This window comes from Staphylococcus schleiferi, from assembly GCF_025558325.1.
Classification (GTDB): Bacteria; Bacillota; Bacilli; order Staphylococcales; family Staphylococcaceae; genus Staphylococcus; species Staphylococcus schleiferi.
Map to the genome: position 1 here is coordinate 330,604 of NZ_CP094712.1, position 15,985 is coordinate 346,588.

General features: G+C 36.1%; 15 protein-coding genes and 1 riboswitch. Of the genes, 9 read left to right on the forward strand and 6 right to left on the reverse strand.

Annotated features, from left to right (window positions below; genetic code table 11):
- Positions 1-54: 54 nt before the first annotated feature.
- Positions 55-154: riboswitch (SAM riboswitch) on the forward strand.
- A 46-nt stretch (positions 155-200) separates the two neighbouring features.
- The 7 genes from MUA40_RS01350 to adcA all read left to right on the forward strand — a co-directional run bounded on the left by MUA40_RS01350 (position 201) and on the right by adcA (position 6,547).
- A complete protein-coding gene (locus MUA40_RS01350; protein ID WP_016426007.1) occupies positions 201-1,580 on the forward strand; it encodes an LLM class flavin-dependent oxidoreductase in 1,380 nt (459 codons plus the stop codon).
- 10 nt (positions 1,581-1,590) lie between these two features.
- A complete protein-coding gene (locus tag MUA40_RS01355; RefSeq protein WP_167732592.1) occupies positions 1,591-3,087 on the forward strand; it encodes a sodium:solute symporter family protein in 1,497 nt (498 codons plus the stop codon).
- The gene (locus MUA40_RS01360) at positions 3,087-3,215 is read left to right on the forward strand and encodes a hypothetical protein (protein WP_016426009.1); all 129 of its coding nucleotides are present in this window, start codon (positions 3,087-3,089) and stop codon (positions 3,213-3,215) included. The genes MUA40_RS01355 and MUA40_RS01360 overlap by 1 nt, the downstream gene beginning before the upstream one ends.
- A complete protein-coding gene (locus tag MUA40_RS01365) occupies positions 3,202-3,591 on the forward strand; it encodes a tautomerase family protein (protein WP_016426010.1) in 390 nt (129 codons plus the stop codon). The genes MUA40_RS01360 and MUA40_RS01365 overlap by 14 nt, the downstream gene beginning before the upstream one ends.
- A 1-nt stretch (position 3,592) precedes the next feature.
- A complete protein-coding gene (locus tag MUA40_RS01370) occupies positions 3,593-3,775 on the forward strand; it encodes a hypothetical protein (protein ID WP_126495956.1) in 183 nt (60 codons plus the stop codon).
- Positions 3,776-3,945: 170 nt separating this feature from the next.
- Entirely contained in the window at positions 3,946-4,638 is a 693-nt protein-coding gene (locus tag MUA40_RS01375; protein ID WP_262569761.1) for a type 1 glutamine amidotransferase domain-containing protein, read from the forward strand.
- Positions 4,639-4,927: 289 nt separating this feature from the next.
- Positions 4,928-6,547, forward strand: coding sequence for a zinc ABC transporter substrate-binding lipoprotein AdcA (gene adcA, locus MUA40_RS01380; RefSeq protein ID WP_194513490.1), 1,620 nt, complete (start codon positions 4,928-4,930; stop codon positions 6,545-6,547).
- Positions 6,548-6,720: 173 nt separating this feature from the next.
- On the opposite strand, the gene MUA40_RS01385 is transcribed toward adcA, so the two are convergent.
- Complete coding sequence (locus MUA40_RS01385) at positions 6,721-7,617, reverse strand: fructose bisphosphate aldolase (protein ID WP_126495958.1); 897 nt, start codon at positions 7,615-7,617, stop codon at positions 6,721-6,723.
- Positions 7,618-8,048: 431 nt separating this feature from the next.
- On the opposite strand from MUA40_RS01385, the gene MUA40_RS01390 reads away from it, so the two are divergent.
- On the forward strand, positions 8,049-8,195 hold the full coding sequence (locus tag MUA40_RS01390) for a hypothetical protein (protein ID WP_155976540.1): 147 nt from the start codon (positions 8,049-8,051) through the stop codon (positions 8,193-8,195).
- 340 nt (positions 8,196-8,535) lie between these two features.
- On the opposite strand, the gene MUA40_RS01395 is transcribed toward MUA40_RS01390, so the two are convergent.
- Both MUA40_RS01395 and MUA40_RS01400 read right to left on the reverse strand, forming a co-directional pair.
- The gene (locus tag MUA40_RS01395) at positions 8,536-9,213 is read right to left on the reverse strand and encodes an acetolactate decarboxylase (protein WP_016426016.1); all 678 of its coding nucleotides are present in this window, start codon (positions 9,211-9,213) and stop codon (positions 8,536-8,538) included.
- Positions 9,214-9,712: 499 nt separating this feature from the next.
- The gene (locus tag MUA40_RS01400) at positions 9,713-10,648 is read right to left on the reverse strand and encodes a ketopantoate reductase family protein (RefSeq protein WP_016426017.1); all 936 of its coding nucleotides are present in this window, start codon (positions 10,646-10,648) and stop codon (positions 9,713-9,715) included.
- Between the two features lie 317 nt (positions 10,649-10,965).
- Here MUA40_RS01400 and uhpT point away from each other — a divergent pair, with 317 nt between their 5' ends.
- Entirely contained in the window at positions 10,966-12,345 is a 1,380-nt protein-coding gene (gene uhpT, locus MUA40_RS01405) for a hexose-6-phosphate:phosphate antiporter UhpT (protein WP_262569762.1), read from the forward strand.
- A gap of 93 nt (positions 12,346-12,438) precedes the next feature.
- Here the strand turns inward: uhpT and MUA40_RS01410 are convergent, their stop codons facing one another.
- Genes MUA40_RS01410 through MUA40_RS01420 form a run of 3 tightly spaced genes read right to left on the reverse strand, consistent with a single transcriptional unit; the run spans position 12,439 to position 15,675 of the window.
- Complete coding sequence (locus tag MUA40_RS01410; RefSeq protein ID WP_016426019.1) at positions 12,439-13,176, reverse strand: response regulator transcription factor; 738 nt, start codon at positions 13,174-13,176, stop codon at positions 12,439-12,441.
- Positions 13,169-14,725, reverse strand: a complete 1,557-nt coding sequence (locus MUA40_RS01415) for a sensor histidine kinase (RefSeq protein ID WP_016426020.1) — start codon at positions 14,723-14,725, stop codon at positions 13,169-13,171. The genes MUA40_RS01410 and MUA40_RS01415 overlap by 8 nt, the downstream gene beginning before the upstream one ends.
- Positions 14,722-15,675: an extracellular solute-binding protein gene (locus tag MUA40_RS01420; RefSeq protein WP_316958476.1), complete on the reverse strand. Its 954-nt coding sequence runs from the start codon at positions 15,673-15,675 to the stop codon at positions 14,722-14,724. Before MUA40_RS01420 ends, MUA40_RS01415 begins: the two co-directional genes overlap by 4 nt.
- Positions 15,676-15,985 lie beyond the last annotated feature (310 nt).

Below are 15,985 nucleotides of genomic sequence, written 5' to 3' on the forward strand. Positions count from 1 at the left end.
GGTCATTGTTTTACCTTTCACTTATTAAAAAGTACCCCATGAATATACATCATCGTCTTATCAAGAGAGATGGAGGGACTGGCCCGATGAAATCGCGGCAACAGGATGCATTCACTGTGCCAATTCCAGTAGCGCAATTGCTAGAAGATAAGTCAACTACAGCTATGCCTTATCTTCCTATTTTTTAGGAGGTAATGTTCATGACACGAAAACAAATTCATTTTAACGGATTCGTCCAAAACTCTCCCTCTCCCCATGCTTCAGGTTTATGGAAACATCCAAAAGATAAAGGAGCGACACACCACAATTTAAAATATTGGACGGATATTGCTCAAACTTTAGAACGTGGTTTATTTGATGGTATCTTTATTGCTGATGTTTTGGGCACTTATAGTGTTTACAACCAATCCCATGACGCCGCAGTGAAACATGCAGTTCAACTCCCCGCACACGATCCTATTCCGCTCGTTTCCGCCATTGCAGCAGTAACTGAGCATATTGGTATTGCACCTACTGTCTCAACTACTTATGCACAGCCATATAAGTTGGCACGTCAATTATCTACACTCGATCATCTAACAAATGGTCGATTAGGTTGGAATGTTGTGACGTCTTATTTAGAAAGTGAAGCAGTAAACTTAGGTTTAAAAGAGCGCTTACCTAAAGCGTTACGTTACAACCGTGCAGACGAATTTTTGCAAGTGAGCTATCAGCTGTGGGAAGACAGTTGGGAGGATGATGCAGTGGTTAAAGCGCGAGAGACAGATACGTATGCGGATCCTTCTAAAGTTCATGCGATTCACCATAAAGGTACATTTTTCGATATACCCGGACCGCATCTTGTAGAGCCTTCCCCTCAAAGAACACCTGTTTTATTTCAAGCAGGTGCTTCCGAAAAAGGTAAAACATTTGCTGCAAAGCATGCTGAGGCTGTGTTTACAAAACATACCTCTATTGAATCGTTGCGAACATATGTCACAGACATTCGGACAAGGGCACAACAATTTGGCCGTAATGGAGAAGATATACTTGTTTTTCCAATGGTTTTGCCTATTATCGGTAAAACTGAAGCAGAGGCTTATGAAAAATATGAAGCGCTTCAAAATGAAGTCAGCTATGAAGGTTCAGTCGCGTTGTTAAGCGGACATACAGGTATTGATTTTTCTCAATATGATCCAGATGAATATATCGAAAATATCGAGACCGAAGCGATGCAAGGCAATCTCAATTTATATACAAAAGATCCACATCGAAAATGGACATTGCGAGAAGCGGTGAAAAATCACGGGCTAGGTAATGGGACGGCTAAATTCATCGGCACACCCTCACAAATTGCTGATCAATTGGAATTATGGGCGAATGAAGGTGGTGCGGACGGTTTTAATATTGCACAAGCTTATTCTCCAGGTACATTTGAAGAATTTGTGGACTTAATCATTCCTGAATTACAAAAAAGAGGCATATATCGTACAGAATATGAAGGTAAAACTTTACGTGAAAATATGTTTGGCAAAGGCCATACGAAAGTGAAACCAACACATCCAGCACGAAATAAAAAAGCCAATTTAGTAGAGATATAGGGGGATGATTATGAATGACGTTAAAGTGTATACATGGATAGGCTTTATTGTTTTTATGGCGCTTATGATTACGGTAGGTTTTGTCAGTTCTAGAAAGATGAACACTATTTCAGATTTTGCGACTGGCTTCGGAAGGATTGGCCCCCGTACGCTAGGGTTGTCTTTTGCGGCAACGTATTTAAGTGCTGCAACCTTTCTAGGTTATCCAGGATGGTCGTATGCGTGGGGACTCAATAATTTATGGTTGTTTTTAGCGATGTTTATCGGTGGCCCTACAGGTGTTTTAATGGTCGCTAAAAGAGTCAGATCATTAAACACAAAGCAGCAATCCCTCTCACTACCAGATTGGTTGGGCGATTTTTATGACAGTCCTATTTTACGCGTTGGTACGGCTTTGATTTTATTATTTAATATTTTCTATATCGCAAGTCAGCTTGTAGCAGGTGCTTTGATTTTCAAACATTTACTCGGTATGAGTTACTTTTCAAGTTTGATTGTGATCACAGTCATTGTTGTCCTTTATGTTTACGTAGGTGGTGCACTTGCAGATATTTATACCGATGCCCTACAAGTCATCATTATGGCAGTCGCTGGACTCGCCATTTTTATCTCTGGCATTGTGCTGTTTTGGAAAGGGAGCATTCATGAGACGTTTTCAGGAATTGCGCAAAACTTAGATCATCAAAATCATCACTTAGTCCAAGTTTTTAATCCTGAATCCATTCACTTTCATTCTTTTACAATGATTATCGGTGCGATTATTATTCAATGGGCTTTTGCGTCAGCGCCGCACTTATTTAATAAAATTTTAGGTCTAAAAAGTGAAAAAGATTTAGGACGCATGATACGTACTTATATCATTGTGATGGCTTTATGTTTGCTTGTTCTTTTTGGCGGCATTTATAGTCGCGTAGCATTAGGTGGGCAAGTCGCCAGTTCAGACTTAGCCTTACTACAATATATAGAATGGGCGTTTCCTGCTGCCATAGTTGCTTTATTCGGTGTCGTTATACTGGCAGCAGCTATGTCAACGACAGATGGCTTATTTGTGTCCATTTCTACAGTGTTTGCGAATGATTTATTTTTAAAACTGATTGTCAAACAGAAGTGGGTAAATATTGAAGGAGAGAAAGCCAATCGAATTGCTTTTCGTATTAGTCGTGTTTCTGTACCGATTGTGGGGCTTTTATCATTTTTGTTAGTTTTGAAACCACCGCTCTATATGAGTGACCTCATGTGGAGTGGGATTTCCGGTATTGCAGCCGGTACAATGGGTCCTATTTTACATGCGGTATATGCGAAACGAAAAGCACCTGCCCGCGCAGCAGAACTTTCGATGGTTGTAGGTTTAGTGTCCTATCTTATCGTTTATTTTGGCGGTTTGATTCCAAGTACAATGTCTGCCGGTGCTGTTGCTACTGTTTTGGGCATACTGACGATTACTGTCACTTCCTCTATCATGCATTATCGAGCGCGCCAAATCTCTGTAGATAAGGGGGAAGCATAATGTTTGTAAATGAAATGTTATCCATTTGGCTTTATGGTTTTATAGGAACATTTGTAGGACTACTTCTCGCATTAAAATGGGGTTACTCAAATCATGATGAAAAGGAGAATGATAATGCCAATCATTAAAATAGATCTCATCAAAGGAAAAGACGAAGCTTATATTAAGGAAGTTTTAGATATCTCATATGAAGTGATGCTAGAAGCCTTTCATGCCCCAGTGGGTGATCGCTATCAAATTGTGACGCAACATGAAGCGTATGAGATGCAAATTTTAGATACAGGCTTAGGCGTAGAACGGACGACAGATGTGTTAGTTTTTACGCTTATCACGCGTCCAAGAACGGAAGAACAAAAAACGATTTTTTATCGCAAGTTGGTAGAATCATTACATCAAAAATTAGGTATTCGAAAAGAAGATGTACTCATCAGCCTTGTAGAAAATACAGATGCGAATTGGAGCTTTTTCAATGGGGAGGCGCAATTCTTGAATGGAGATTTATAATATGACAACAAAAATATCACCTGAAATTTCTCTGCTCTCTTTAGCTGTATTGATTGAAAAAAGAGCGGAGTGGGAAGCATATGAACCGGTCAATACTGCAGCTTATATGATTAAGCAAGAAAAATTAGCAGCTTACAACCAAGCGATCGCTAAATGTCAAAAAACACATCCAGACAACACATAGTGATAAACGGTAAAATCTGATGATGAGAAAAAGATTTTGCCGTTCTTTTTTTGTGCTTATCACTGCCAGAAGGCGTTCTAATATCAAACAGCGCAATTGTTAAGCAACTCATTAAGTGTATCGAGAAATGTTCGTTATAATGGTGAAAAAAGACGAAAGATGTGTTCAAAATGAAAAAGATAATGATAGTGAATACGAGTTATGATCTATTTGACGGCTTTGATTTACCAACAGGTTTATGGTTGAGCGAGCTGGTGCATTTTTATGATGTATTCCATAATAATCCGAATTATCAATTGGATATATACAATATCAATGGAGGCGAAACGCCACTAGATCCTGTGAGTATGAATAAAGTGACGTTAGATCGTTTGACTAAAAAATATTATGAAGATGAAAGTTTTATGCAGAAATTACATCATTCGCCATCCATCGATGAAGCTGATGTTACACAGTATGATGCGATTTATTTTACCGGTGGCCATGGTGTCATGTATGACTTCCGAGGACATGATACGATTGCTCATGCGGTAAACGACATTTACGATCGTGGGGGTATTATTTCTTCAGTTTGTCACGGTGCGAGTGCTTTACTTGAAGTTAAGCGTCCGAACAATCATTTTCTTATCGAAGGGCAACAGTTGACAGGTTTCTCAAATCGAGAAGAAGGTTTAGCACGCCGTAAAAAACAAGTACCATATCAGTTAGAAACTGCATTAAAAGAAAAAGGCGCACTTTATCAAAAAAGCTTAATCCCATTAAAAAGTTTTGTCGTTGAAGCGGAACAATTAATTACAGGACAAAATCCAGCTTCAGCACGAGCTGTAGGGGAAGCGGTCAAACTTAGACTTGATGCAAAATGAAAGCAAGATAGAGAGAATCAGACATAAAGTGTAAGGTGAATAGAGTAGAGACGGTACAGGAGATCAAAATGATTTCTGTTCCGTCTCTTTTTTATGATTTTGTCAAAAAGCAATGTCATCCTATACAGTAATGATCAAAGTGAAGCATTTCGGCGCATGAAAAGTAACAGATTTTGCAATTTGTCATTTTTAGAAAATAATGATTTTAAAAATGCATATTGCGCTTATGAAATGTTTAGCGTATAATTTTAAATCGAAATCATTACTATTTTTAGGAGGAGACCACATCATGAAAAAAAGTTTCAAGTTATTAGCGACAGTGGTATTGTCGGGTTCTGTGTTAGCGGCTTGTGGTCAAGGTGACGATAAAGCATCATCAAACGACCAATTAAAAGTAACAACAACGGTTTTCCCATTGCAATCGTTTGTTAAGCAAATTGGTGGTAAACATGTTCAAGTAGATTCTATTTATCCGAAAGGGACGGATTTACATAGCTTTGAACCATCACAAAAAGATATTATAGATGCAAGTAAATCGGATCTATTTATTTATACGGGCGATGATTTAGATCCAGTATCTAAAAAAATAGCTGGGGCAATTAAAAAAGATGATCACAAACTTTCATTAGAGGATCATTTAGATAGAGCAACTTTATTAACGGATCAACATGAACACGGGGAACATGATGAGCATGAGCATGGTGATCACGATGAACATGGTGAAGAAGGACACGACCATGATCATGGCGAAGAAGCACATGAACATGAAGGACATGACCATGAACATGGTGAAGAACATCATCATCATGGTGGCTATGACCCACACGTATGGTTAGATCCACAATTAGATAAAAAATTCGTATCTGCAATTCGTGATGATTTAGTAAAACGCGACCCAGATCATAAAGACGAATATAAGAAAAATGCGGATAAATTATTAAAAGATTTAGATGGCATTGATCAAGATATGAAAGACATTACAAAAGACCGTCAAGGTAATGCGGTATTCATTTCACATGAATCTTTAGGTTATTTAGCGGATCGTTACGGTTTTGTACAAAAAGGGGTTGAAGGTTTAAATGCTGAAGACCCATCACAAAAAGAATTAACTGAAATCGTTGATGAAATTAATGATACAGGTGCGAAATACATTCTTTATGAAGAAAATATTTCACATAAAGTGACAGATACAATTCGCAAAGAAACAAATGCGAAAACGTTGAAATTCAACAACATGGAATCTGTGACAGATGATCAATCGAAAGATGCGACATATCAATCATTAATGAAAGAAAACGTGAAAAACCTTGAAAAAGCGTTGAATGAAAAAATTAAAGTTAAAGATGATAAAGCAGCAAATAAACATACAAAAGCAATCCAAGATGGTTACTTCAAAGACAGCCAAGTGAAAGACCGTGAACTTTCTGATTATGAAGGTAACTGGCAATCTGTTTATCCTTTATTAAAAGATGGTACTTTAGATGAAGTCTTCAAACATAAAGCTGAAGATAAAGGCGATAAATCTGCGAAAGAATACAAATCATATTATGAAAAAGGTTACAAAACAGATATAGAAAAAATTAAAATCTCAGGTGATCAAATCACTTTCACTAAAAACGGTAAGTCAATGACTGGCACATACCGTTATGATGGTAAAGACATTTTAGATTACAAAGGTGGTAACCGTGGCGTACGTTATACTTTCAAACTTGAAGGTGAAGCGTCTAAAGATTTACCAAAATATGTACAATTTAGTGACCACAATATTGCACCTAAAAAATCTGAACACTTCCATATTTTCATGGGCAATGATCGTGACAAAGTCTTAAAAGAGCTAGATAACTGGCCAACATATTACCCAGCTAAATTGTCAAAAGAAGAAGTAAAAGATGAAATGTTAGAACACTAAAATAGTCATACAAACATACAACGCCTATCAGAGCGCACATTTAAATTGTGCCCTCCTGATAGGCGTTTTTTCGTGATATAAAAAAGTGGAAACACAATTGATTTGAAAAATTGTGTTTCCACGCGATTTGCATTTATAAATTAAATGCGATTCGGTTTAATTTTGTTAACGTTTTACGCTTGTACTTTGTTAACTGAAGCATCGTAAATTGAATCGATTGTTTGGCCTAATAAGCGGTCAAATTCTTCGTCAGATTGGCTTACACGTAAATCGTTAATTAATGCACGAGAGAAGCTCGCAATTAAGCCGTTATTTGTTTTTAAGAATTCATTTGCTTTTTCAAGGCTGTAGCCTCCTGATAAAGCAACCACACGAACAACGTTAGGGTGGTTAATCAATGATTCATATTGGTTCGCACGTGTTGGAATTGTTAATTTTAACATCACGTAATCATCTGAAGCTAAAGCATCTAAATGTTTTTGAATTAATTCTGTTAAGTAAGCTTCGATTTCAGCTTTGTTTTCTGCATCGATGTTCACTTCAGGTTCGATAATAGGTACAAGACCTTTATTGATAATTTGTTGTGCAACTTCAAATTGTTGCTTAATTACTGCGTCGATACCTTCTTTGTTGAATTCTAAGATATTTGAACGCATTTTTGTACCAAAGATTTTATGGTCGTTTGCACGATCTAATAATTGATCAAGTTCAGGCATAGGTTTCATTAATTGAACACCATTTTCAACATCTGCTAAACCTTTGTCAATTTTAAGGAATGGTACAATTCCTTTATCAGCAAGGTAGTCACCTGTATGTTTACCTTCAACTTCACGGTCCATTGTTTGTTCAAATAAGATTGCACCAATGACTTTATCTGAAGTAAATGATGGTGATGTTACGATACGTGTACGCATCTCGTGAACCAATTTAAACATTTCGTCATCATTGTTATATTGGTCTTCGCCAACACCATAACCGCGCAATGCTTTAGGGGTACTACCACCGCTTTGGTCTAGTGCTGCAATGAAACCTTTACCATTTTTCATTTTTTCTAGTTGTTCTTGATTCATACTTCCTTTCACTCCTCGTAACGTGATAATTACACCCTTAGTATGACGAATTTATTAAATAGTTTCAAATAAAAAGATAGCGGTTATTATTTAAAAACCGCTTAAAGTTAGCAGTAATTCAGTAATATTAAGGATTTTTGAGGTTTTGATTTTTAGGTTGATCTAAAAATTAAACTACATCAGTAGTGTGCTAAATGAACACGAAATGTATAAAATGACATCTTAAGCCTGTAAAGTTGTTGCTTGTCATAATAAAACGTTTAAAAGAAATGTATTACAAAAGTGATGTACCTCTATTGATAAATTTAATTGAATGATTATTTTATGAACTTTAAGTAGAAGGAAAAGTGAAATACATTAGAATCTCAGGTTTGAAGTGCGATTAATTTGTGGTATAATAATTATACTTAAAAGTGAAAGAGGTGATATGAATGAGTAAATTGGTAAAAGGTTTAATGTCAACTGCTGCAGTAGCTGTTCTTTTATCTGCTGTTGGTAGCACATCTGATGCACACGCACTTACTCAAAAAGAATATCAACACTTAGCATCACAATACGCAAACTATTCAAACAATTAATGCGTTCAATACCGATTCGTTTTTGAGTTTTCCCAGTTGTAATCATGGGAGGCACTTTCGCTGAATACATGTTGATGTATTTAGTGGGAGTGCTTTTTATTTTAGCTTCTATATAAAGGGAATTTATAGGCCAAAAGTCATACTGCTAATCATTATTAGTAACAGTATGACTTTTCTTTTAAAAGGCGGTCATTGACATTAAAATTCTTAAGCAAGTACCTCATCAAATGATATTTAATGGGTGAGTATTTTCAATTTTATAATCTGATTATGCACTCGCTATTTTCCAATATGTCCTTGCTTCACTTACGTTCCACAAATCATCAATAGAAAATATACGCTATAATGACAAATGCCTAATAAACAATGGCTCAGCAGCAGGACAGATCATTGTATATCCATCCAAATTTTGAAGTTGGGCGTCAGCATTTGAAACTTTAAAGCTAAGAACCTTGCCTACAAGTTCATGATATTCCGAAACGAAATAGGCACTGAAACCCGGTGGATGAATACCAGTAAAATCATGAGGTGTATAAAGAATCAAAATTGTACCTTTAATTTGTCGCACTGCACGTTCAGTTTGAGGTATATGAAAGGGGCGCTTGAGCGTGTGAGGTGAATGATTTTTAGAATAAACACTTAAGTGAATATAATTAAAATCGCCTGTGAGTTTAGTCATTGAGAAAAGCTGCGTGTTGATTAGCCTTTCCTTGATATGTTGAAAAATATCAACATGTTCCACTTGTTTAACTACGAAGTCATGCTGGGGTCTAAATTGAACAACAGCGCCATACGGCACTTTCTCTTGACCATTTAATCCGTGATGTTCTCCATATTGATTCATATGAACGGGTTGCCCATCAATAATTACAAAATCACCATCAGTATGGTTCAATGTACCAAATCCATAATCACCGTAACGTAATAACTCAGCGATTGTCACTTCGCTTTCATGATGTCCCTCTAATAAGGTTTTAATCGTGCCCACTTGATGTATGTAGTGACGATATTCTTTCATTTAAATCAACCCCTTTGAAGTTGGCGTCCAAAACGCTAAAGATGTAATCATTTTGATCGAATGTGCTTAGTGGTATTCATCTATCATCAAAAACAGCAAAGCAAAATGAAAATAAAATAGAGTTATAAATAAACATTGTTGCTTGCTATATAAAATTATAGAGTGGCTCTGTTAAAAAAGCAATATAATTATGTAAAAATATTTATCTTAATTCATCTTGTTCATATGGATTATGTATAAAGTTTGAGTCTATATGTAAAAATATGATATGAATATGTCTTTTTTAATATGAGTGAAAGAAATGAAGGTGTCTTATTTTTAAGTATAATAATGAAGGATGATACGTATAAATAAAGTCATATTATAAAAAAGGAGCGCTAGGACGATTTTCTATTAAAAATCATCTTAGCGCTATTTATTTTGAAATATATCCTGGCTTCTTAAGTGAATGCGTGTACGTGTATATGAAGCAACTGTTAAATCATTAAAGCGTCAGTATTTATTGAACCCATTTCATTTCTAATTGATGGATTAAGTGCGTCAACATATCATTATTCGGTGTTGGAATACCTAGTTCGCGACCATATTGACTGATTTGTCCATTAAGATAATCAACTTCAGTATAGCGACGATTATATAAGTCTTGATGCATTGAAGGATAATGGAGACCTTGTGTTTCTTTTGGATAAGAGTCTTCAATTTTTTGTAAAAGCAATTGTGGGTCTAATTCAACGCCTCGACCATGAGCCACAGCAACGATTTCATCAATAATGGGTTGAATCATTTCACGTGAATGAACATAACTGCCAAATTCATAAATGGTTTTGTTAAGGATAGTGCACAGTGGATTTACAACACTGTTGACAGTCGCTTTACTCCAAATGGATTTAAACACATTATCACTGATTGTAGCGTTAAGTTGTGCATCATTGAAAATTTGATGAATCACTTCTGTACGGTGATCAGCTTGGCCATCTGCACGTTGAAACTCAATACTCCCTGTGCCTTCTAACAGTAATTTTCCAGGACCACGCATGCCAGCAGTCCACATGGTCACGGCAAGGAATATTTGAGTTTGTGGCACAATTTTAGAAAATCGTTCATCATGTCCAAGACCATTCATCATAGTAAGTAAAGCAGTATCAGAGTGAAGGGCATTTCGATCGTATAACGTTTGAAGCATTTCTTCTGATTTCATAGATTTCGTTAAGATAATGACTAAGTCATATGCCTCATTTACATTTTGAGGTAATAGGGCAGGAATTTGAATCGTATAGGTATCTGTTTCTGTTTCGATTTCAAGGCCGTGTTCATTTATTTGATTCACATGTTCTTCCCATGTATCAATCAGTGTCACATCATATCCAGCCTTCTTAATTTGGCTCCCAATACGACCTCCCATTGCACCTGCACCCGCGATAGCGATTTTATTCATAATGACTCCCCCTTGTAAGCGTTTAATTTATAAATAAGTGTAAAATTCAAAAGAAACGATGTCAATTATCTTTCTATAAAAGTTACTTAAAAATTTAATAGTAAACTTCTTATTTCATGCAAGGATAAATTAATGTGCTAATAATACAAGATTGAATAAAGTAGACGATATTTACCTTTAATTGTCATAAATAAAATGCTTTTCCAAATATTAAAGTCTTTAGTTCAGTTTTTGGGATAAAACGATAATTTCTAGGATATTAAGCGCTTTCAGTTGATGCTATAGTGAATTTAAAGTGAACACAAGAGGTGAAGGGCATGAACTTTTTTGATATTAAAAAGATTCCTAACAAAGGCATACCGTTATCTATGCAACGAAAATTATGGTTACGTAACTTTTTACAAGCCTTTTTCGTCGTATTTCTCGCATATATGGCCATGTACTTAATTCGAAACAACTTTAAAGCAGCTCAACCTTTATTAAAAGAAGAAATCGGGTTGTCTACATTAGAATTAGGTTATATTGGATTAGCATTTAGTATTACTTATGGCCTAGGGAAAACACTATTAGGTTACTTTGTTGATGGACGTAACACGAAAAAAATTATTTCATTTTTATTAATCCTTTCTGCGATAACTGTATTAATTATGGGCTTCGTGTTAAGTTATTTTGGTTCAGTTTTAGGTTTATTTATTGTACTTTGGGGACTAAACGGTATTTTTCAATCCGTCGGTGGACCTGCAAGTTACTCAACGATTTCTAGATGGGCACCGCGAACTAAACGAGGGCGTTATCTCGGTTTTTGGAATACGTCACATAATATCGGTGGTGCAATAGCAGGGGCGCTTGCACTATGGGGCGCAAATATGTTTTTCCATGGTAGCGTTGTGGGGATGTTTATTTTCCCAGCTGTTATAGCGTTAATTATTGGTGTTGTCACATTATTTATCGGTAAAGATGATCCAGAAGAATTAGGATGGAATCGTGCAGAAGAAATTTGGGAAGAACCTGTAGATCAAGAAAATATTGACGCACAAAGTATGACAAAATGGGAAATTTTCAAAAAGTATATCTTGAAAAATCCGGTTATCTGGATTTTATGTGTATCTAATGTGTTTGTGTATATTGTGCGTATCGGTATTGATAACTGGGCACCACTTTATGTTTCTGAACAATTACATTTCGGAAAAGAAGACGCAGTTAACACGATATTCTATTTTGAAATGGGTGCGCTTGTCGCAAGTTTATTATGGGGATACATCTCTGACTTGTTAAAAGGTCGTCGTGCTATCGTCGCAATTGGCTGTATGTTCTTAATTACGTTCGTGGTCTTATTCTATACGAATGCAACAAGTGTAACGATGGTTAACGTGTCACTCTTTGCATTAGGCGTATTGATTTTCGGTCCACAGTTGTTAATCGGTGTATCGTTAACAGGATTTGTTCCTAAAAATGCGATTAGTGTAGCAAATGGAATGACGGGATCCTTTGCATATTTATTTGGCGATTCTATGGCTAAAGTAGGTTTAGCTGCCATTGCTGACCCGGAAAGAAACGGTTTAAATGTCTTTGGCTATACGTTAAGTGGATGGACAGACGTATTTATCGTATTCTACGCTGCATTATTTATCGGTATTATACTCCTTGGTATTGTCGCATATTTTGAAGAAAAGAAAATTAGAAGCTTACATTTATAAATGAGATTAATAGAGGCAACTCGATCCCAGTAAAAGCTGAATTTGGCTTTCTACACTTCGAGTTGCCTTTTCTTTTTTTATGAACGAATACTTTTACTGTTGTTTCGCATATTCGCTCGGTGTCATATTTAAGTACTTTTTAAAGTGATAACTGAATGTTTTATACTCTGAAAAACCAACTTTGTCTGCAATTTCATAATGTTTATTTTGACTTTGTAATAGTGAAAGTGATTGATAAATTCGATATCGATTTAAATAATCAAGAATTGTAATACCCACATGTTCTTTAAATGTACGCATCAAATAAGATTCGCTTACAGGTAAGGGAGCGATTAGGTCAGAAACGTGACATTTTTGATGAAAACGCTGTTGTATTTGTTGAATCATCACATTGACATAATAATCACCATATTCAACTTTCATCAATGGTTGAAAAACTTCTAATTGTGCAGCAGGGTGTACAGGTTGGAATGCTGTTGCCCATTGCGCTAATAATTGAGTTAATTGTGAAGTGTCGATAGGCTTTAATAAATAATCTAAGACATGGTGTTGAATGCCAGCTTTCATATATTCAAAATCATCATAACTCGATAAAATAATCTTCTTGCAATCATAATCTTTAATCGCATCTAACAATTTTACACCGTCCATGCGTGGCATCCGAATGTCGGTAATCACTAATTCGGGTTGATATTCACGAATCAGTGATAACCCTTCGATGCCATCTTTCGCTAGTAACACATGTGAAAAATGATATTCATTCCACGGAATGGCTTGTTTCAGCCCTTCTCTTATGATTCGTTCATCGTCACAAATCACGACTTTATACATGAGATGACGCCTCCCTTGGTAGTTGATAAGCGATGAGGGTGCCTTGATAAGGTGTTGAAAAAATACGTAATCGCGCTTGTTCTCCGTAACGAATACGTGCTTTATGATTTAAATGATTTAAGCCTAAATGTTCAGTATCAAACACGCTTTCATTCAGTGAATGTCTTACTTCCTTGCATTTTTCTTTAGACATTCCTTGTCCATTATCAGAAACAAAGACACGGAGTGCGTGCTTGCTTTCAGTGATGCGAATACGTATCAAAAGTTTATCATCCGTACGGCCGTGTTTGATGGCATTTTCAACTAAAGGCTGAATCATCATTTTACCGATTTGTGCAGTATATAAATCACTTTGAATTTCGTATTCTAAGTGAATCATATGATCAAAACGCACATTCTGAATTGCGACGTATTGTTGAATATAATCAAGTTCATCTTTGATTTGGACGTGATTAGATTTAACGCGTAACGTATAGCGGAGCATTTGGGATAATTGCTGCACCACTTGTTGTGCGAGTTGAGGGGATAGGGTAATCAAATATTGAATTGTTTGCATCGTATTGAATAGAAAATGCGGTTGGAACTGGCGCTCTATTTCTTTTAATTGAATTTCACGTAAACGTTGTTCCGTATTTTCGATAGAGTGTATCAATTTTTCATTTGATTCGAACAAATCATAAATATAGGTATTGATTTCCTCGAGCTCACTCGGCTGTGCTAAAGGTTGGTAGCGACCGAGATGACGATTTTTCGCATAGTAAATCCGTTGAATAATTGCTTCAATATCTTGGGTTTGCCTTTTCGCCATGTTATGTGCATTAAACAGTCCGAATAAGATAAACAAAATTAGCACAAGTCCCATAATAATGAGCAGTATGATCCCATCCTCTAAGGTGTCATGGATATTTTTAAATTGAATCAATCGATCGCCGTTTTGATTGATTTTGACTGCATCCGATATAAAACCAAATTGAGGAGGTTGCCATTTATCATCGAGACGAAAGTGTTCAGAATTTGTAAATAAAATGTTGTCAAAACGATCCACGATGACTGTAGATTGGCCAGAATCTTTTAAAATTTCATCGATACGTGGCGTTTGTGCCAAGTATATTTGGATAGATGCAGGACCATTTTTAAATGTAACGTTATATGTGTTAAGCAGATAAAGTGTATTGAGTCGTTGATCTTCATAATTGTTTGTCGTTACCTGCTGATGATGTTGTGTCACAACAAAATAAAGTGTTCCGGGTTGTTCATGAATCATTTTAAATAACATCCGGTTCAATGCCGTCAAATCTTGCGAATCAGTCGTGTTGAGCTCTTTAAATGTTGTCTTCAATTTTGAAATATCTAATTCTGTCTGTTGAGAAGCTTGAACAATAGCGTGCTGTGTTTGATTAACGTGCTGTTGTACCGTACGATGCTCCACCCAAATATAAAGCGTATAGAAACTAATTATGCCAATGAGCATCACTAAAAAGACGGGCATGACCGTTGAGAGAAAGAAAGAGCGACGTAATTGTTGACGGTAAGGTTTGTAAGTTTTCATTTTAAACGCTCCAAAAAAGCTTGATGTGTGTCATGGGGCAATTCGGATTCAGAAATAGCAGGGATATCTTTAAGTTTTAATGTGCCTGTTTCCGAAACTTCTGCCACGTCTTTGCGAATCGGTTTGACACCAAATTCTTGCGCTAAACGGGTTTGAACTGCACGACCCGTTAAATATTTGACGAGTGCTTCTCTTTTTGGATTTGGGTGCGCATTATGAACGAGTGCGATGCCATCTATATTAATTACAGTCCCCTCAGTAGGATAGACTAATTTTAAGGGATAACCTTTTTTCATCCATCTACGTGCATCCAGTTCATAGCTTAAGCCTGCATCATAACGCCCCGTCGCAACCTGTTCTACGACTTGAGAAGACTTTTCCAATTGCACGGCATGGTGCTGAAACTGCTTAATTATTTGCGTATTATGATGTAAGTGATATAAAGCACGCATATGTTGGTAACCTGTCGTAGTCGTGTAAGGGTTAGAATAAGCAACACGTTCATTTAGTGCAGGTCGCAATAAATCTTCATAACCTCTGACCGGAATCGACCCTATTAAATCTTTATTGACAACAATCACTGTAGGCATCAACATAAAAGGTGTAACTAAATGATTTTTGGATTGAAAATCATGGAATTTGTCTACATCAAACACTTGGTAGGGGACAAAATCATCTGAATGATCAATGGTTTCACTTAATACGCCACCCACAAACACATCCCCTCGTGCTTCTAATGGCGTTCGATGAATATCTGAAAGTAACACTTGTGTTGAACCTTCAATAAGATTTACTTTCACATCATACTGCTGTTCAAAATCTTTCAAAAGTGGCCGAATTAAATCCTGTGGGTAGGGTGAATAAACAGTGAGTGCATCTTGAGATCGTGAAGGGTCTTGTTGACAACCAAAAAGCAAAAGTAACGCAAAGCAACATATCCATTTTTTCATCATGAGACGTTCTTCCTTATATATGTATTAAAACTATTTTAACAATTTTTAATAAGATTGTAGAGCGTTATGTTAAATACGTATAATTAAATAACCATATGATTTGATTGTTTTAAAGGATAATGTTGTAATTAAAATAATTGATTTTAATTTGACTTTATAGAAAAGAGGTGCAAAATATGTCTGAAAAACAAACAGGTTCTATTACAGGTCGTGTCACTGATAGTACAAAAAGCACAATTAAAGGCACAGTAAAGGATGAAACTAAAAAATAGAGGAATTCGATTTAATGAATAAGGTAGCTTTTTAG